This is a genomic window from Marinobacter pelagius (assembly GCF_900114925.1).
In the GTDB taxonomy this organism is placed as follows: Bacteria; Pseudomonadota; Gammaproteobacteria; order Pseudomonadales; family Oleiphilaceae; genus Marinobacter; species Marinobacter pelagius.
The window spans coordinates 147369-165400 of record NZ_FOUR01000003.1 but is presented as its reverse complement, the minus strand read 5'-3'; the positions used below and the strand labels follow the sequence as shown (position 1 = coordinate 165400).

The following is an 18032-nucleotide window of genomic DNA, read 5'->3' as shown; positions in this document are numbered from 1 at the left end:
CACATGGACGTGCTCGTAGCGTGTCCTGGCAAGTGCTTCCGGGCTGCCGACCATGCACCGAGTTTGGCTCTGGTCAGTCGCGCCGCTTACCAGGCAACGTGCCCATCAGCTTGCAGATAATCCCGAGCATGATTTCGTCGGCACCACCGCCGATGGACACCAGGCGGACATCCCGGTAAGCCCGTGACACGGGGTTGTCCCACATGTAACCGTTACCACCCCAGTACTGCAGGCAGCTGTCCGTCACCTCGCGACCCAGACGCCCGGCCTTGAGCTTGGCCATGGACGCCAGCCTGGTCACGTCCTTGCCGGCAATGTGAAGCTCGCAGGCCTGGTAGGTCAGCGCCCGAAGGGCCTCCACCTCGGTCTGCAGCTCAGCCAGCCGGAAATGGATGTACTGGTTATCCAGCAGCGGCTGACCGAAGGTCTTGCGCTCCCGGCAGTACTCGATGGTCTTGTCGATACAGACCTCCAGCGCCTTGATGACATTGGCCGCGCCCCACATCCGCTCCTCCTGGAACTGCAGCATCTGCATCATGAAACCTGTGCCCTCGGCCCCGATCCGGTTACGCTGGGGCACCCGGACATCGTCGAAGAAGATCTGGGCGGTTTCCGAGGAGCGCATGCCCAGTTTGTTCAGATGCGGACTGAAGGTGATGCCAGGGGAGTTCATCGGCACCACGATCAGAGACTTATTCTTGTGCGGCTTGTCGTCGCTGGTGTTGGCCAGCAGGCAGATGAAGTCCGCCTTGGGCGAGTTGGTGATCCACATCTTCGAGCCGTTGATGATGTAATCATCGCCGTCTTTCTTAGCGGTGGTCTTCAGACCGGCAACGTCCGAACCGGCGCCGACCTCGCTTACGCCGATGCAGCCCACCATGTCACCGGCAATGGCCGGGGCCAGGAAGTCTCGTTTAAGTTCGTCGGAGCCGAACCGGGCGAGGGCGGGGGTGCACATATCGGTCTGCACACCGATGGCCAGTGGCACGCCACCACAGAGCGCCGTTCCCAGTTCCTCGGCCGCCACCAGGTTGTAGCTGTAATCGAGGCCCATGCCCCCGTATTCCTCGGGCTTCTGGATGCCGAGGATGCCGAGGTTGCCGAGTTTCTTGAACAAATCATGGATGGGAAACTCGCCGGCTTCTTCCCACTCGTCGCAGTAGGGGTTGATCTCTTTTTCGACGAAGTCTCTTACCGTTTTCCTCAGGGCTTCGTGTTCGGCTGTGAATTTCACGTTCTTGTTCTCCGTTTTTGTTAGTCCTGGCCTGCTCCTATGGGTGCAGGTCCGTTAACCTGGGTGGCGGCTGTGGGGGTGGGGCTTCAGAAAACCGCTACAAGCACGTCCATGTGCGCTTGTTTCGGGCCATCCATGGCCCTCTACATTTTCTGAAGCCCCACCCCCACAGCCGCTCCAATCCTCAAATTTGTTGCTGCATTCTGGCAGTTTGTTTGCTTTGTTCCCCGTTCTTCGAATTCTGAAATCGGCGCTTTGATGACCGAGTCGCGTTAACTCGTGACTTGGTCGCGCTGTCTGGGAAACGGTGGCCAAAAATGTTGAAGGCCAAGGATGGCCTGAAACAAGCGCACATGGACGTGCTCGTAGCGGTTTTTGGCCACCGTTTCCCAGACAGTGCACCCCCGATACTCGCAGTCTTGCATTAGGAGTCGGACTCCCGAGGCAGACTTTAAAACCGGGCCACACCATAACTATTGGGCCGTAGCTGCCGCTGTTCCGCCTCGCGACAGACTGACAGAACCAGAGCCAGAACCCGCCGGGTATCCCGTGGGTCAATCAGGCCGTCATCCCAGAGACGGGCTGTTCCGTACAGAGCCGTAGACCCATCCTCCAGTTTCTTGGCCGTCGCCTGCTCCAGGAAATCCAGAGTCTTCGCATCCGGCTCCATGCCGCCCCGGCGCTGCTTCTCCTCCGCTACGATGCGCATCACCTTGCCCGCCTGCGCAGGACCCATGACGGCCGTCCGGCTGTTGGGCCAGGCGAAGATGAAACGGGGATCGAGGCCACGGCCGCACATCGCGTAGTTACCTGCACCATAGGAACCGCCAACCACAATTGCGAACTTGGGCACCCGGCAGTTCGCCACCGCCTGAATCATCTTTGACCCGTGTTTGATGATGCCGTTCTGTTCCGAGTGGGTCCCCACCATGAAACCGGTGGTGTTGTGCAGGAACAGGATCGGGGTGCCGGCCTGGTCGCAGAGCTGGATGAACTGGGCGGCCTTGGTGGAGCCTTCGGGGGTGATCGGGCCGTTGTTGCCGATGATGCCGACGGAATGGCCTTCAATCCGGATGGTGCCGCACACAGTCTGGTCGTCGTAGCCGTTCTTGAAATCCAGGAACCGCGAGCCGTCGGCGATGCGGGCGAGGATTTCCCGGACGTCGTAGGGTTTCTTGGAATCGGCGGGGATCACGCCCATTAGTTCTTCGGCCGGATACAAAGGCTGTTCCCACGCCATTTCCCGCTGGGGCGGCAGGTGTTCGTTCCAGGGCAGGGCGCCGAGGATTTCCCGGGCCTGGCGGATGCCGTCGGCATCGTCTTCGGCCAGGTATTCGGCGGTGCCGGCGACGGTGGCGTGCATTTCGGCGCCGCCCAGCTCCTCATCGGTGGCCACTTCGCCGGTGGCGGCTTTCAGCAGGGGCGGGCCGGCCAGGAACATCTTGGCCTGTTCGCGCACGGTGATCACATAGTCCGAGAGCCCGGGCTGGTAGGCGCCTCCGGCAGTGGCGTTGCCGTGGACCACGGTGACCTGGGGGATGCCGGCGGCGGACATGCGGGCCTGGTTGGCGAAGCCTCGGGCCCCGAGCACGAAAATGTCGGTGGCGTAGTTGAGGTTGGCGCCGCCGCTTTCGGACAGGGACACCACTGGCAGTTTGTTTTCCATGGCGATCTGCTGCAGCCGCAGGGTCTTGTCCAGGCCGGCCGGGGTGATCGTGCCGCCCTTGATGGCGCTGTTGCTGGCCACGACCAGGCAGCGGACGCCGCTTACTGTGCCGATGCCGGCAATAATGCCGCCGCCGGCCTGGGAGCCGTCCTTGTCGTCGTGCATCTTGTAGCCGGCCAGGGAGCAGAGTTCCAGGAATTCGCTGCCCCGGTCCAGCAACCGGTTGATCCGGTCACGGGGCAGGAGTTTGCCCCGTTTGGTGAATTTTTCCCGTGCCGATTCGGCCAGGTCCAGCACTTTCTGCTCCACCTCGCGGAATGTGCGGATGTGGGCTTCCATGGCTTCGGCGTTGGCCCGGAAGTCGTCGGACTGGGGATTTACCGTGGTTTCTAGTACCTGCATATCTGTTTCCTCAGTCCTCGCTCAGTACCTTCGGCGTGACGGCGCGGTGGAAGCCGTTCCAGGCCTCGTTGTTCTTGGCTTTGGGCATGGGCCAGACCCGGCCACCCTGGGAAGCGGCACCGTCAATTCTCAGGCAATCACCGGAGATGAAGGCCGCGGCCGGGCTGAGCAGGAAGCAGATGGCGGCGCTGACTTCGGATTCGGTGCCCAGGCGCTTGATCGGCACGGCATCGGCCAGGCTGCGGATCCAGTTCTTCATATGGGCGGGATAGTTGTCCATGCCGCTGGAGGCGATCCAGCCCGGAGCCACGGCGTTGACACGGACACCGGACGGAGCCCATTCCACAGCGGCGGTCTGGGTGAAATTGACCATGCCGGCCCGGGCTGCGCCGGAGTGGCCCATGCCGGGCATGCCGCCCCACATGTCGGCGACAATATTGACGATGGCGCCGCCGGTTTTACTCAGGGCCTGGGTGTAGGCCTCACGGGCCATCAGAAAGCCGCCGGTGAGGTTGGTCCGGACCACGGTTTCCCAGCCTTTCTGGTTGATGCCGGTCAGGGGTGAGGCAAACTGGCCGCCGGCATTGTTCACCACGCCGTTCAGGCTGCCGTGTTCGGTGATAATGGCGGCGACCGTGGCTTTGACCGACTCTTCTTCGCGGATATCGCACGCATGAGCGGAAGCGGTGCCGCCGTCCTCGGTGATCTCCGCCTTCACCGCATCAACTTTCTCCTGCTTGCGGCCTACCAGCGCGACCCGGGCGCCCAGGGCGGCCAGTTCGTGGGCGGTGCACCGGCCGATACCGGAGCCACCGCCGGTGACGATGTAGACGTGGTCTTTGAACAGGTCCGGCTGGAATACAGAGCGATAACTCATCGTTTTTGTCCTTTTTCATACACGGCCCGACTGATGGGCACGGGGAATTCCAGAAGTTGCTGGGCGAAGGCCTTGCCTTGGGGATCGATGCGCAGGCTCGCGACACCGCCGCCCCCGAGGCTGTGTTCCAGCAGGAAGTTGAAGGCATGCAGCCCGGGCATGGCCCACCGGGTCACCTTGCCGGTTTCGGGATTCAGGGTATGGGCCATCCAGTCCGCGACGGCGGCTTCGGTCAGGGCGGAAGCGATGTAGGGCTTGAAGGCCGGGTCGCGGGCGATGACGCCGATGTTGCTGTGATCGCCCTTGTCGCCGCTACGGGCCCAGGCCAGTTCGATCAGGGGAACGACCAGATCGGTTTCCGAAACAGTGTCGGACTCGGCAAGCTCTGGCAGTTTTTCAGGGTCGAAACCGCCATCGGTGCGGATGTCGACCGGCGACTGTTCGCCTTCCAGATCCACGGTCACCGATACGTCGGTCTTTGGAACCAGGCAGGACCAGAGCCGGATCTTGGGCCAGACGGTCGGCCGCCCGCCCACTATACCGGTGATCCCCGGCGCCATACCGGTGGCGGCCTGGGCGATTTCCCGGGAGAACAATACCAGGGCCTCTTTCTTCGGGTGGGCGGTGCTGATCTTAACCACCACTTCCCGGCAATCCTGACCCCGGGCATGGGCGCCGTAGGTGGTCTCGGTGCCCAGCAGTTCGATGCTGGTTTCGGAGTAATCGGGCAGGCTCCGCTCGCTGAACATGTGGGAAGTCTTCGCGAGAATAGCCTCGGCCACGGTCTGCGCCTTGTTGCGGGCATCGAGACCGGCCAGCAGGAAGGTGACGGTGCATTTGAATCCGTCTGGCCAGGTGCCGGAGACCTTGTAACTGTCGGTGGGAGCCTGGCCACGGGCCCCTTTGACCGTTACCCGGTCGGGGCCGGACTCTTCGAGGGTGACGCCGGTGAAATCACACACCACGTCGGGGAGCAGGTAGGCACGAGGGTCGCCGATTTCATAGACCAGTTGTTCCGCGACGGTGCCCCGACTGACCATGCCGCCGGTACCCTCGGGCTTGGTGATGGCAAAGTCGCCCGAGGCGCTGACCTCGGCAATCGGGAAACCCATGTCGGCATAGCCTTCGGCGACGTCCTGCCAGTCGGTGAAGTTACCGCCGGTTGCCTGGGCGCCGCATTCCAGCAGATGGCCGGCGAGGCTGCCCTGGGCGAGTTTGTCGTAGTCGTCCCATTGCCAGCCGAACTCATGCACCAGCGGTGCCAGCACCAGCGCGCTGTCCGCCACGCGGCCGGTGATGACAATGTCGGCCCCCTGTTCCAGAGCGGTCACGAGGCCTGGTGCGCCCAGGTAGGCATTGAGGCTGACCATCATGGCCGGCATGGGCTGGCCGGTGGTCATCTCGGTGATGCCGGCGTCGGAGAGTTTTTTCTTCTTCATCAGCAGGTCGTCACCGAGTACCAGGGCGATCTTGAGATCGACACCCGCCTTCTCACACAACGCCTGGAGGGCATCGCGGCAGGCCACCGGATTCACGCCGCCGGCATTGGCCAGTACCCGGATACCTTTCTCTTTGATCTCGCCAAGCAAGGGGCCCATCACGGTCTGGACAAAATCCCGGGCATAACCCTGGGTGGGGTCCTTCATCTTCTGGCCGGCCATGATCGACATGGTGATCTCGGCCAGGTAATCCGCCACCAGGTAGTCGATATTGCCCTTCCTGACCAGCTGGGCGGCGGCGGTCTCGGTGTCGCCCCAGAAGGCGGCGGAGCAGCCGATGCGCACGGTGTTGCGGTTGGAATCTGACATCTTCTCTGCCTTGTTTTTGTCGCCCGCATCCCGCGGGTTTATCGGAGGATGGAAATGACAATACCAAGCAAGCGCTTGGTTTGTAAACAGGCAAATTTGAGGTAGTATTAAAGGCCTCATCAGCCAACCGGACAGCCTTAGTGAGCCAGAATCAGATCCTCCAGTCCCTCATTGCCGAAAACCTCGTTTCCGACCCCAAAGGAGCCCGTGGGCGGTTGTTGAAGGAAGCAGCCCGTTTGTTCCGGGAGAAGGGGTATGAGCGCACCACGGTCCGGGATCTGGCCGCTGCCGTGGGCATCCAGTCCGGCAGCCTGTTTCACCATTTCCGCACCAAGGAGGAAATCCTCAAGGCGGTGATGGTGGAGACCATCCGGTTGAATACCGCCCTGATGCAGGCGGCCATGGAGGCGGCCGAAACCCCGAAAGACAAGCTCCGGGCACTGGTTCGTGCCGAGCTGGAATCCATTAATGGCCAGACCGGTGAAGCCATGGCGGTTCTGGTCTTCGAGTGGCGAAGCCTCTCCGCGGATTCCCAGGCGGACGTTCTGGAGCTGCGGGATATCTATGAAGCGCTCTGGCTGGATGTGCTCGGTGCCCTGCGAGACCAGGGCCGGCTACTGGCGGAGCCTTTCGTGGTTCGGCGCATGCTGACCGGCGCCCTGAGCTGGACCGTCACCTGGTACCGGCCGGAGCGGGGTGGGCTGACCCTGGATGGGCTCACCGATCAGGTCATGGCCATGCTCGGATTTCCGGCAACGCCCTGAAAGGCGTCTGCAAGAGCGACGCCAACATGCTCAAGAACTAAACCCAAATTGTCATCGACAAGCGCCCCACTGCGTATAGCGAAGCCCAGTCCGAAACGAGCGCCGAGTTGCTCCCGTCCTTGAAAGGCATTTGCTCCGACAACGGGATTAAGGCGTTGCAGACCGTCTTGACGGATGAATGGCTGGACAAGCTCGGTTTTCAAGCGAATGTCCTGGGGCAGGTAAAAGATGGGGTCGGTACGGAAATATTGCCTCTCGGCTTCATGAAAGCCATCAAAAGATACTGGGTGAGATTGATTAGTGATGGCCGGGAATAAACAGAAGCGAACATTCGCGCGCCCAAGATCCACAAGAGGGCTTGGCTCGATAGGAATAGCTGACCACTACACACACGCGAGCAGGCGGAAACATCTAATTGTCCGCGTTACTCAAACAGGGATGTTTGCAATTCCAACTCCCTCGGAGGATGCGATTGAAGCATATCAACGTTTAGCCATCCGATTTGTTGGTGCTAGGAATAAAACGGGGGACAAATAATGTCCCCCGTCCAAGCCTCTATTCAGACCTTACAAGATAAGGTTCGATCGCGGCTTTAAGCTCTGGTGATGGGGTCCTGATGACCAATCGTTCCGATGCCATATCATGAACGACCATCATTGAAAGAGCCTCATGGCCGAGCACGCGGATCATGACCTGACTGCCCAGGTTGTCCTTTGCTGTGGCAGCCAGTTGGCTGCTTCCACTTGGTGTAAGCTTCAGCCAAATAGCCCCCTCAGAGATAACCGCAGCTTCAATGGCCTCGCTGGTTAAATTAACCATCAGGCCTTCGCTCTCTTGAGCATTCACGGGTTGCGATTGGACACTGCAAGCAGACCCGATAATCACCAGGGTGAAAACACACAGTCTTAGTAACATGGATTAGGTGGCATCCCTTCGGTCCAAGTTGATTCGACACCATATGAAACGACGAAGGCATCAGATTTTGTTGATACCTCAAAGTTCCACCCCATTGGTTCTTCCCCGAAACTGGAGAACGTGAAGGTTACGCTCTGCTGAGGCAGGATGATCGACTCTTTCGTTTCTCCAAAAGGCCCAGTATCTTTCACAGATATGGTGGTGCCCAGAATATTCTGGTTCTTGAACGTCAGCTTTACTGCCTGACCGTAGGAGCCACTGATAGTCGCAGAGCCTGTCAATGCACCACCTTCACCTGGAACCGGTACAAATTGCTCTGTGCGCAAGATCTTCACAGCGTCGACTGCCAGGGCAGAATCGACAATCGTATCGCCGACATCTTGAACTTCATACGCCAGCTGCACGGTTTTTCCTACCAGTCCTGATAGATCAACGTTGTAATTGATCTCGGGCGTTGCGCCATTGTAGCCAAGCATACCTGACGACCAGCTGGAGCTGTTAACGTTACCACTCGCGATGATTTCGACCTTCCCAGGAGCCGTTAAACGCGCAAGATAAGTATCGTTGTACTCGGTGCCGTAATACTGTGGCCACTCACTAGAGAGAAACCGGAGCCTGCCGGAGACGGCTTCATAGGCGGGTGGAACTACAAACGCTTGGCTCAGAGTACCTTTAGCTGATTGAGAGCCGGCATTGCTAACAACCGCGGCTTGGGTAACTGGACATCCATCCGCTGCGGTTGCTCCTTGTGCTCCGGCGAGAAGCATTAATGCGGTACATGGGACCACAGCGCTGATTGCTGGCAATCGGAACTTCGTCATATCCATATCGTTAACTCTCCCTTAGTTGCCTGAGTCCGGAGTGGTGAAAACAAGGTCGCGATCGATGATGGTGACGGAACCCTCTGTCGACCATCCGTCCAGTCCATTTTCGAAACCGCTGTTGAGGAGTTCGGCATTAACTGTCTCAGGCGCTTTGAGTGTCAGATTGCGCGTGATCTGGGAGGTGTAACTGGAGAGGACACCGGTAGTTGAGCCGCTAGCGCCGGTATCATTTTTGAAACCAACGAGGATCAAGGTGCCGTCGCCATGGACGTTCATCAGAGAAAAAGAGCCATCGGCGGAAGAGGTTGTTGAATATTTTCTGTCAGTGTCGGGGAAAATGGCAGTTACCAACGCACCTGGTACGGGCTGTCCCGAGCTGTCAAAGACGGTCCCATAGATTGCACTGCTACCAGCCAAATCAACGGTTACAAGCACTGATGATGAGCTTTCTGTTTCAAGCAAGCTGCCCTGGGCACTGCCTGTTCGACCGTCCGATGTTGTGACGTCAGCAACGTAAACCCCGGACTCTGTGAGATCAGTGATTGAAAAGAGACCATTGCTGTCAGTAGTTACCGTGAAGCTTGAGCCAGATTCAATAAACGACACGGTGACTGTCGCCCCTGCGACAGGTGCTTGGTCGCTATAACCGAAAACTCCCCCGTTAATCGCCATAGTGTCAGGTTCGAAAGTCCCAGTAATGATTGAAATCACTCGCTCAGCCTCAGATACCAAGGCAGCTGCGTAGCTTTCTTCAATGGACTTTCCGCTTCCCTGGTTTATGCCAGCAATGTACTTGTTGAGCTCTTGAATCGCTTTGTCGTCGGAGCCTTTTTCAAAGTGCTTTTCAGCATTGGCTACTCGGTGGCAAAGCCCTACTTGGGGTGGGTTTTCAACAGATGGATCCAGGGTCATTGTCGCGAGCTGCTGAAAAGGCTCTGGAAGAGCTTCGCAAGCAGCGGTTCCGTTGTTGCTTGCGTAGGTTTGGAGAGGAATGAGTGAAATGGTTAATAAAGACGAGAATAAGACTATTAGTCTTAGCATCTAAAGCCTCCTTGTTAATTTCGGTCCTTTTAGCTGCTACTCCCCGTAGAGTTGCAAGGGGCAGTAGCAAGCTAGTTAGAATATTAGATGAGGATTTGAATTTCCGTGTAACGGTTTGTATTTTCATTGTTAAGTTGTGACGCCCAGATGTTTTTCCCCTGTTTGGGGTGGGCGGGCCGACGTGAGTTCGTAAAGCTTTTCTAAGCTGTCCTGAAGTGAAACTTGGAGAAGTTGGAATTCTGCAGCTCGAAATAACTCTCCTGCTTGAACTCGTTTTCAACCCCTTTAGATCCTCACCGGTCTAGTGGTTCAACGATTCTGGACAGATCAGCAGTTTGATTAAATGCTGGGGACCGGTCAGAGAGTGAACAATGGTTAGAGAATCCCTAACAAGTGACTATGGTTTTGCACTGCGACTGAACGTTCGCTGTGCGACCAGCCCTTACTGGGTTTAAACAAAAAGCGAACATTCGCGACGCTCCAAATTGATGGCTTTTTTCCCACCAAAAACGGGCGAAATGAAGCGCATTATGATCCTGGCAATCGATCAAATGGACTCACTGTTCCAGTCCGTCGATCACCCAATATATGCGTGTAGATTTCGGTTGTTCTGACATTGCTGTGTTCGAAAATTTTCCTGAGCTGTTCGAATATCACTTCCTGATCTCAACAGCTCCGTTGCAAAGGCATGCCTGAATGAGCGGAACGGCTCATCGGGATGAGTGCCTCCTGATGCGAGCCAGATGCACGCAACACCAAGGATAAGTAGCGGTGCGCCGAGGGCGCATGATTAAAGCCAGAGCTAGCCCCCGATCTCTGTATCCTCACTCAGTTTTTGACCGCCACAGCGGCCCGTTTTGACGCAGTGAAACCAACCGGAGTTTACTCAGGTTGTGCTTTTGCCAACCCCATCACACCATAGAGAACTGTGTAAAAAAACGATGAAGAGTTAATGAATTACCATTGTTTTTTGCCATTCACTCTCCCTAATATTGAGGGTTCTTTTTGCCCACCTGGTTGAAGGACGTTGTACTCCATGGATATCGGATCGCTGGAATCTTTCGTTTTGTTTTCCGAACTTGGCTCGTTCGCCAAAGTTGCAGAGAAACGATTTAGAACCAATGCCGCGATAAGCGCACAAATGAAGCGGCTGGAGGAAGAGTTTGAAGTTCAGCTTTTCCGGAGAGAAGGACGGAACGTGGTCTTGACTCAGGCCGGCGAGGATTTATTGCCCTTTGCTCAGTACATGCTAGACCTGAATCGTCAGGCGAAAGACCGCTTGCAACAGAACAGCAAACCGCTGACGCTTGTGATTGGCACGCCCAGTGACTACGCCAACGAGTTCTTGATGGTGATTCTGAACTATGTCCAGGAGATCGTACCCGACCTCTTGACCAAGCTTGTGATCCGACCGACGGAAGAACTTAAGACGGCGTGGGAGAACGATGAGATTGATATCATGCTGTTCAGCAGTGCGTCGCCGAGCGGCGAGGCCTCCGTCATCGGGAAGATCCGAGGAGTCTGGGTCAAATCCCAAGGCGTTACGGTCTCCGGCAACCCTTGGCCCGTCGTGCTTTACGATGACTCGTGCTTGTTTAACCGCCACGCCATTCGTGGATTTAAAGAGGCCGAGATTGACTATCGGGTGGTCTCAACCAGCTCCGATACCAACGTGATCCACCATCTGCTGCACAAAAACAGTGTGATCGCGGCGATGGGGGATGCCTGTTTGACCAGTGGATTAGAGCAGGTAACGTCACCGCAGTTGCCGCCATTGCCTACCGTCTACCTCATGGTTCGCGTGTCCCAGCGGTTTTCCGAAATTGATCAGGACAATTTGGCACAGGCGATGCTGGGGATCTTGGACGACAAGATTGCGGCCTACCTGACACCGCGATCGGGGACGACTCAGAGAGAGATGGCGTAATCGATCGCTGCGTCCGACTTGTCGGCGCGAATCTTTTGATAAAAGCGTTGAGCGCCAACATTGGTTTTCAGCGCTTGCCATCGAAGCTCCCGACACGCCAAACCCTTTGCGATAGTTTTCAGCTCATCGATAACCTTCTCTCCCAGACCGCGTCGGCGGGCGCTTTCCTTCAGGTAAATATCGTCGATGAAAAGAATTGGCTGTGCTCTGGAGGAATTGATGCCGGTGTATCCGGTGACGTAGCCGACGATTTCTCCATCGAAATTGATAAACCACGCAAGGCCGGGTTCACCCGAGAGAAAATTCTCTCGGATGTCACTTTCCTTGGCACTGACCGGGTGTCGCAGCTCGATCGTCTTCGCCATTTCCACGAACAGTTCTTTGAGCAGTCCAGCTTTGTCCGGCTGGACAGGGACCAGGCATAACTCTTTAGTGGCAACGCTCACGCTGAGACCTCCGAGTCCATAACCGAGCCCAAACGTCGTCGAGAGGGCTTGGCCGCTTCCAGCTGCTCAGCCAATCTCTCTCGCAGAGCGCTTCGGATTTCCGCTGCGTCTTCTCGGTCAAGAATGTAGCAGTGCACCTCTTTCACGTCGTAACAACATTGCTCAATGCTGAACGTCATCTGATAGAAGAGGCATCCCACGATCTGCAGTTCCTTGCGAGCAACCAGTGCTTTGAGGCAGTGATGGCGCCCAAATAAGACATCGTCCAGGTGATCGAAGGAGATCAGGTTGCGCGAGTTGCCCTTTTGGCAACGTACCACCAGATCAACGATGGCCTCGATATCAAACGGTGCAACTGTCTTCACATGGACATTGCTCATCGCTCCAGCTCCCGCGCAATTCTTACCGCATTCCATGCCGCGCCTACCCAGAGGTTGTCTGCAACGACCCATAGCCACAAACCGTTGCGAGCGTCTGGCTCTCGACGGATCCGACCTACGTAGACGTCTTCTTTATTCGCGATAGTCCGAGGGGTAGGGAAGTCCTCCGGATTTTGAGCAACCTTGATTCCCTGCCCCACCAGCGCAGCCTTGACTGCACCCATATCCAACGCTTTGTCGGTCTCAATGTAGGCCGCCACGCTGTGGCCACGGAAAACCGGGACACGCACCGCAGTGCAAGTCACAAACATGTCCGGCTCGTTCAGAATCTTCCGCGTCTCAAACCGAACTTTCTCCTCTTCGAAGGTAAAGCCGTTATCCATGAAGCGGTCAATTTGAGGAATGACGTTATGGGCAATGGGACGGCTGAACGGCGAAGAATCGCCGGCACCCTCTGAGTCCACCAGAGAGGCATGAAGGCCATTAACGCCCTCGTTGCCCGCACCGGAGACGGCCTGATAGGTGGACGCAATAACTTTGCGCACACCAAACCGCTCATGAATCGGCGCCAGTGCACGAACCAGCTGGATCGTCGAGCAGTTCGGGTTGGAAATCAGCTTCTGGCCGGTGTAGGCAGACCGATTAATCTCCGGAATGATCAGAGGCACCGTATCCTGCATCCGGAATGCGCTCGTGTTATCAATCACGATCGCACCCTGAGCAGCGGCTTTGGGCGCCCATTCCCGGCTGACGTTTCCGCCAGCTGAGAAGAAGGCGTATTTCACCTGAGAGAAATCAAACTGCTCGATATCAACGACTTCGTAGTCGCCGAACACCGTTTTCAGGACTTTACCTGCAGAGCGCTTGGAGGCGATAAGATGAAGCTGCTCAAACTCGAACCCCATTTTTTTCAGGACCAGCAGGAACTCGGAGCCAACAGCTCCGGTTGCACCTACGATCGCGATCACTGGCTTCATTGTTCACCCGCCGCAAGAGTCTTTCGTGAAAATACTTTCGCCTGATCCAGCAAGTACACAAGGCTGGCTAGGAACACCAGTGCGAAGGTCACTTGGTGGTGCTCTGTGAATTCCTCTCCAAAGAGGAACACCGCGAAGATGAAGTTGCAGGTAGGCGGAATCAGCTGAAAGAACGCCAGTGTAATCATCTCCAGGTTCTGCGCGGCGACGGTATACCACCACAGGGGCAGGACACTGATCAGGCCAACGATCGCTAGAACCGCCCACTGAGTCGTGATTGTCTCAGCACCGAAGCTGGGGCCACCCTGAAACGCCAAGAAGATGAAATAGCCAATGGCAAACGGAAACAGGAATATGCACTCGATCGTCAGTCCCGGCAGAGGCTTGATCGCCACACCCTTTCGAATGGCTGCGTAAAGCGAGAAGCACATACCAATGATCAGCGCGATCCACGGCGTTTCGCCGTAGCCTGCGATCAGGTTCAGGATTGCCGCCGCCGTCAGGATGATGGCGAACCACTGGACCATACTAGGCCGCTCTTTAAACACCAGGAATCCAAACATCACGGAGAAAATCGGGCTGATGTAATAGCCGAGCGAAGCTTCCAGAACCATATTGTTGGTCACCCCAATGATGTAGGTGAGCCACCAGATTCCTGAGATTGCAGCACTGCATGCCAAAACCAGCCGGGCCCGCTTGTCCTTCAACAACGCTTTCACGTCAAAGAACGAGGCGTTCTTTGCCATCCCCAGAAGAATCAGAACAAACAGAAGCGAGCCGACCACTCGGACAGCCAGAACATCGACCGAATCGATACCTTTAAGAGGGCTGTACCACAGCGGGTAAGAACCCCACAGCAGGGTGGCCATCAAGGCGAAGACCACGCCCACAGAATTATTGGCTTGATTGTTTTGCATATCGGATTCCCTTTGGGTGCGATCGCACGCACCCGTTGATTTTACCTATCAGGCGCACGCCGCTGCCGTTTCTTGCACGCGCAACTCAACGTTGTCCCAGAACTTTTCCATCAGCTGCAGGTAATGAGCAATGCCAGACTCGAAACGCTCCTTGCCTTCATCGTCGGTTACATAGGGACCGAGGATGTTGTAGATGGCATTGCTGTGACCGATTTCCGCTTCAATGTGCAGCTCCCAGAAATGCCGGGTACGGGCGTCATAGCCCTGATTCTTTAGGCCTTCGTTGTAGCGCGAGCACATCGCTGCAGACTGGGTCTCGTCGGCGAATAGAGCGCCAAGCGCACGTTCCAGAGGCAGGCTGTTGTAGATTTCCTTGATGCCCTCGTTCAGTGCCACCGAGGATTCCAGAGGCTCGTAGGCCTCGATGTCCTCGGAGGTGATATCAAGCATGTCCAGGAATTGCGCAAACATGTCACTGTGCGATTTCTGGGTACCTAGCTCATCCGTAGAGTTATGGAGCACCTCGCGAAGCACTGCTTCGTCTCGCGTGATGGTCGAGATGTTCGCCACGTAAAATGGCAGGTACTTGAAATAGGCGTTCGTCTCCAGATACAGCTGCTTTTCCTGTTCCTTGGACAAAGCATTCTCGCCATACCACGCCAGAAATGGGTGATTGACCGAACGGTGAGCCAGGATCTCTTCCACTTTCTGGTCGAGATACGCTTTGACTGACTCAGACACGCCCGATGATCTCTGCATGACTTTGAAGTCGTTCTCTTGGAAGTCTTTTGCTAATACAGTCATTGATTCAATTCCTTTTATTAAATGAACGCCGCGACCATGGTTTCGTGCTCGACCTGCTCGCGCTTGTCGTTCGCACTCGCCCAGCACGTATTGAGAATAATCCGGGTGACTTCACCTTTCATCGGCGTGACCCGGTGCAGAGTAGTGTCCGACTTCAGGAAATACGCCTGTCCGGTGACGTGGTAATAAGAACGAATGGGGTTATCGACGATGTACTGGTCGATCTGAGGGTTTTGCTTATCCCAGGTGGTGTGAGGGATACACTGCAGGATACCGCCGTGCTCGATCGCCGGTGCTTCCAGAATCCAGATCACGGTGTAGGGGTAGTCGCCCCAGTGCCAGCCGTGGGTGTCGCCTTCCCGCTCCAGCTTGTTGATCAGGAAATGCTCTTCTTCCCAGCAATCCGCTAGCTCGTCACCCGCGATGCTGCCAAGCAATCCACGCAGCGCGGGAGACTTATACAGCGCGTTGATGATGGTGCCGTGATCCCGAATGCCCTGCGCTGTTACATTGCTCATGAAGCGCTTGCTGTATCCGATTGATGCGACTTTAACGTCACGGCGAATGCTGTGCTCTTCAAGCAGCTGATCAGATTCAGCAATCACTTGGTCGAACAGCTGGGCCGGAATGAGCTCCCCAATATCAAATTTTAGATAGCCATTGCGAGAAAACTCCTCGGCACGCGTTTTCAGCTTCTGTGCCGGGAAAGCATCTCGATGATGTGTCTCAAGCAGACTTTCAAGATTTTCCATTGCTAATCCCTAAATTGCGTTTTTGTGCTTCCTTGTCAGTGTTAAACAAGTGATAGCTACTTTACTGAGCGGCTAACCGCATGAATAACCAAAAATTTTTAGGGATCGCCAAATATTTCTTGCCGATTTTATGCTGATATTTGTGATTCAGTTCCTCGCCACTCAATGTCCTCAATACAATTGCCAAGCATGCGAGACGATAATCTGGCGTTCAACCGGATGCCAAACTCGCGGCGCTTTTGGTTCTCTGCGCTGGCGCTTCGGCGCCGGTTACCTCAGCGCTAGGTTATTATCGCCAAATCTGAATGTTCGCTTTGCGACCGACGCCTCCTGCTTTGCTCCGCAGAACTGCCTGCGGTTTAATGCGAATTCAAACTAATAAGCTGATAGATGCCACGAGGAAAAAATGAGCAAGGTAAGATCCGAAGCGCTGTCGAATCTCTTAGAGGAGCTGGAGGGGTTTGAGCTAAATCTCAATCAATACTACGATGACGCCGAGCCGCAGAGTATTATCGACAGTCACCTCAGTGGAAAGCTCGAAGCCCTTGCCCACTATTGTCAGGCGTTCGGCTGGTCTGAACTCGCGGAAACAATCGACAAACAACTTCCACTTCGCTGTTCGGCCCAAGAAACGTTGTCCGTAATTCAGGGCTACGTGCTGCCGGAAATACGGCACCTTGTGGAGCAAGTGGATGTCGACTCTGAACCGGCTCCAACAGATTGGTTCTGGAACTTTGTTCATCCTCGGGTCAAGGCTTTAGCTCAGCCAAGATTTGAAGCGGGCTTTTTTGGTGATGCCGTCGAGGCCTCGTTCAAAGAAGTAAACGATTCGATTAAACGCTTTTTCGCAGAATCCGAAGGTCGGGAGGCTGACGGTGCTGGGTTGATGAATACAGCCTTCTCCCCAAATAACCCAGTGATCAAGCTCGCTGAACTTGATTCTGAAACGGGGCGCAACATTCAACAGGGCTACATGCAGATCTTTGCGGGCGCGATGACAGGCATTCGCAATCCAAAAGCGCACGGCAACCTCAACCCGGACTCGAGGAAAGCGTTGCACCTTATTGCCTTAGCCAGCCTTCTCATGTGCAAGACTGATGAACGCATATAACAAGTTGCTGCAAGCGGATAAATTACTCGCTGCGCTCCTAATTTACCGGTGAGCAAAGCGTTATCGCACCAGCTGAATGTTCGCTTTGCGACCAAGACGCACTTATTACCGCCCATCAGCTTGCCCATCCGTTCAGCGCTAGCTACAAAACGCCTCCCGTGAATCGCAGCACATATGGCGAGAGGGCAGAGCCCTCCACAAAGCTCACGGTATTTTTTTACATACGTGCTTACATACTGTGTAAAAAATAGAAATGCCCCGAGAGCAGCTGCTCGCGGGGCATTCAGTCACTCACCAACTTACATAAAGTTTACTATTTACTTTGACGGGGGCCCTTTGTTCGTTCCAGACCGGATTAATCGCGAGCCAGTTCCACGAGCCGGTATTCCACCAGGTTCGGATCGGAACGGATGGCTTCCTCGGTATAGGGGAAGGTAATCCACTGCTTCTCGGAATAGGCCTGAGTCATATCCTTGAAGTAGGGGGAGGCCGGGTCGGTGGACTGGGAGTAGGTCACAAATCCCTCGGCCTTTGGCATGCCATTTTCTCCCCAAGTGACGGTCTGGATGTAGCTGTTGCCGTAGTTCACATCATAGCGCCCATCACTGAGATCATTCGGTCGGGAACTGGCGATGGTAAAGCTGCCTTCGAAACCCTCACCGCCGAAGATGGGGATGGGCGTGTCGTGGATCCCGGACAACTGGATATCCCTTACGGAAGCATCCAGCGCGATCGGCGAGTCCTGAATTCGTTTCACGCCATCGGCGAAGGCGGTCTGGATCAGGGGGCTTGCCACATTGAGATTCGCCGGTACGGCTCGCCTCAGCAGACAGGCCATACATGTTGCTGCCGATTGGCAGCTCTGTGCTGAAGGGGAAGGGCAGGCTTTCGCCGTCCTCGCCCTCCAGAGCCGAGAGCAGATCCTCGGCGGTGGGCGGGGTGGTATCGGTGGTTTCCGGTGGCTGCGCAGTCGCTATGCCATCAACGAATACCGACGAACTAGCCAGTACTGCAAGCCGCAGGTAGCGCCGGGTCACTGTCGGAAATGCATCCGGTCAGGATAAAGGGAATCAGTGCCAGTTGAATTGCTTGTTTCGGGTTCATCATCGTGTCGCCTTGTTTTGTTGTTTTGGCAACGCAGGGAACGGGGCGAACCGGCAAAAGGTTCCGGACTTTGGCTGTGATAT

At 56.0% G+C, this 18032-nt stretch carries 18 protein-coding genes; 3 read left to right on the top strand and 15 right to left on the bottom strand.

The genetic code is table 11. The annotated features are described in order from the left end of the window. Positions 1 to 73: 73 nt before the first annotated feature. From atuD to BM254_RS07710, 4 genes are all read right to left on the bottom strand, one after another. On the bottom strand, positions 74 to 1234 hold the full coding sequence (atuD, locus tag BM254_RS07725; protein ID WP_092001241.1) for a citronellyl-CoA dehydrogenase: 1161 nt from the start codon (positions 1232 to 1234) through the stop codon (positions 74 to 76). A 451-nt stretch (positions 1235 to 1685) separates the two neighbouring features. After that, complete coding sequence (locus BM254_RS07720) at positions 1686 to 3302, bottom strand: acyl-CoA carboxylase subunit beta (RefSeq protein ID WP_092001238.1); 1617 nt, start codon at positions 3300 to 3302, stop codon at positions 1686 to 1688. 10 nt (positions 3303 to 3312) lie between these two features. After that, positions 3313 to 4179: an SDR family oxidoreductase gene (locus BM254_RS07715; protein ID WP_092001235.1), complete on the bottom strand. Its 867-nt coding sequence runs from the start codon at positions 4177 to 4179 to the stop codon at positions 3313 to 3315. Beyond that, positions 4176 to 5987 (bottom strand): acyclic terpene utilization AtuA family protein, encoded by a 1812-nt coding sequence (locus BM254_RS07710; protein ID WP_092001231.1) that lies wholly within the window; start codon positions 5985 to 5987, stop codon positions 4176 to 4178. Before BM254_RS07710 ends, BM254_RS07715 begins: the two co-directional genes overlap by 4 nt. Positions 5988 to 6127: 140 nt before the next feature. On the opposite strand from BM254_RS07710, the gene BM254_RS07705 reads away from it, so the two are divergent. Then, on the top strand, positions 6128 to 6751 hold the full coding sequence (locus BM254_RS07705; protein WP_092001227.1) for a TetR/AcrR family transcriptional regulator: 624 nt from the start codon (positions 6128 to 6130) through the stop codon (positions 6749 to 6751). On the opposite strand, the gene BM254_RS17745 is transcribed toward BM254_RS07705, so the two are convergent. From BM254_RS17745 to BM254_RS07685, 4 genes are all read right to left on the bottom strand, one after another. Beyond that, positions 6712 to 7101 carry a hypothetical protein gene (locus BM254_RS17745; protein ID WP_175497218.1) on the bottom strand — a complete coding sequence of 130 codons (390 nt, stop codon included), beginning with the start codon at positions 7099 to 7101 and terminating at the stop codon, positions 6712 to 6714. The two genes, BM254_RS07705 and BM254_RS17745, sit on opposite strands and share 40 nt — an antisense overlap. Before the next feature lie 205 nt (positions 7102 to 7306). Further along, the gene (locus tag BM254_RS07695) at positions 7307 to 7666 is read right to left on the bottom strand and encodes a hypothetical protein (protein ID WP_092001224.1); all 360 of its coding nucleotides are present in this window, start codon (positions 7664 to 7666) and stop codon (positions 7307 to 7309) included. Beyond that, positions 7657 to 8493: a hypothetical protein gene (locus BM254_RS07690; RefSeq protein WP_092001221.1), complete on the bottom strand. Its 837-nt coding sequence runs from the start codon at positions 8491 to 8493 to the stop codon at positions 7657 to 7659. Before BM254_RS07690 ends, BM254_RS07695 begins: the two co-directional genes overlap by 10 nt. 15 nt (positions 8494 to 8508) lie before the next feature. Beyond that, positions 8509 to 9531 (bottom strand): carboxypeptidase-like regulatory domain-containing protein, encoded by a 1023-nt coding sequence (locus BM254_RS07685; RefSeq protein WP_092001218.1) that lies wholly within the window; start codon positions 9529 to 9531, stop codon positions 8509 to 8511. Positions 9532 to 10567: 1036 nt separating this feature from the next. Here BM254_RS07685 and BM254_RS07680 point away from each other — a divergent pair. Then, positions 10568 to 11458, top strand: a complete 891-nt coding sequence (locus BM254_RS07680) for a LysR family transcriptional regulator (protein WP_092001215.1) — start codon at positions 10568 to 10570, stop codon at positions 11456 to 11458. On the opposite strand, the gene BM254_RS07675 is transcribed toward BM254_RS07680, so the two are convergent. Genes BM254_RS07675 through BM254_RS07650 form a run of 6 tightly spaced genes read right to left on the bottom strand, consistent with a single transcriptional unit; the run spans position 11440 to position 15734 of the window. Further along, positions 11440 to 11904: a GNAT family N-acetyltransferase gene (locus BM254_RS07675; protein WP_092001211.1), complete on the bottom strand. Its 465-nt coding sequence runs from the start codon at positions 11902 to 11904 to the stop codon at positions 11440 to 11442. The two genes, BM254_RS07680 and BM254_RS07675, sit on opposite strands and share 19 nt — an antisense overlap. Continuing rightward, a complete protein-coding gene (locus BM254_RS07670) occupies positions 11901 to 12284 on the bottom strand; it encodes a hypothetical protein (RefSeq protein WP_092001208.1) in 384 nt (127 codons plus the stop codon). The genes BM254_RS07675 and BM254_RS07670 overlap by 4 nt, the downstream gene beginning before the upstream one ends. Then, positions 12281 to 13261 carry an aspartate-semialdehyde dehydrogenase gene (locus BM254_RS07665; RefSeq protein ID WP_092001205.1) on the bottom strand — a complete coding sequence of 327 codons (981 nt, stop codon included), beginning with the start codon at positions 13259 to 13261 and terminating at the stop codon, positions 12281 to 12283. The genes BM254_RS07670 and BM254_RS07665 overlap by 4 nt, the downstream gene beginning before the upstream one ends. Next, on the bottom strand, positions 13258 to 14178 hold the full coding sequence (gene rarD / locus BM254_RS07660; RefSeq protein WP_092001202.1) for an EamA family transporter RarD: 921 nt from the start codon (positions 14176 to 14178) through the stop codon (positions 13258 to 13260). The genes BM254_RS07665 and rarD overlap by 4 nt, the downstream gene beginning before the upstream one ends. Positions 14179 to 14226: 48 nt before the next feature. Next, positions 14227 to 14982 (bottom strand): iron-containing redox enzyme family protein, encoded by a 756-nt coding sequence (locus BM254_RS07655; protein WP_092001198.1) that lies wholly within the window; start codon positions 14980 to 14982, stop codon positions 14227 to 14229. A 17-nt stretch (positions 14983 to 14999) separates the two neighbouring features. Next, the gene (locus BM254_RS07650) at positions 15000 to 15734 is read right to left on the bottom strand and encodes a HalD/BesD family halogenase (RefSeq protein WP_092001195.1); all 735 of its coding nucleotides are present in this window, start codon (positions 15732 to 15734) and stop codon (positions 15000 to 15002) included. 406 nt (positions 15735 to 16140) lie between these two features. Between BM254_RS07650 and BM254_RS07645 the strand changes: the two genes are divergently transcribed. Next, positions 16141 to 16845, top strand: a complete 705-nt coding sequence (locus tag BM254_RS07645) for a TIGR02391 family protein (protein ID WP_092001192.1) — start codon at positions 16141 to 16143, stop codon at positions 16843 to 16845. Positions 16846 to 17200: 355 nt separating this feature from the next. On the opposite strand, the gene BM254_RS07640 is transcribed toward BM254_RS07645, so the two are convergent. Next, on the bottom strand, positions 17201 to 17641 hold the full coding sequence (locus tag BM254_RS07640) for a penicillin acylase family protein (protein ID WP_175497217.1): 441 nt from the start codon (positions 17639 to 17641) through the stop codon (positions 17201 to 17203). Positions 17642 to 18032 lie beyond the last annotated feature (391 nt).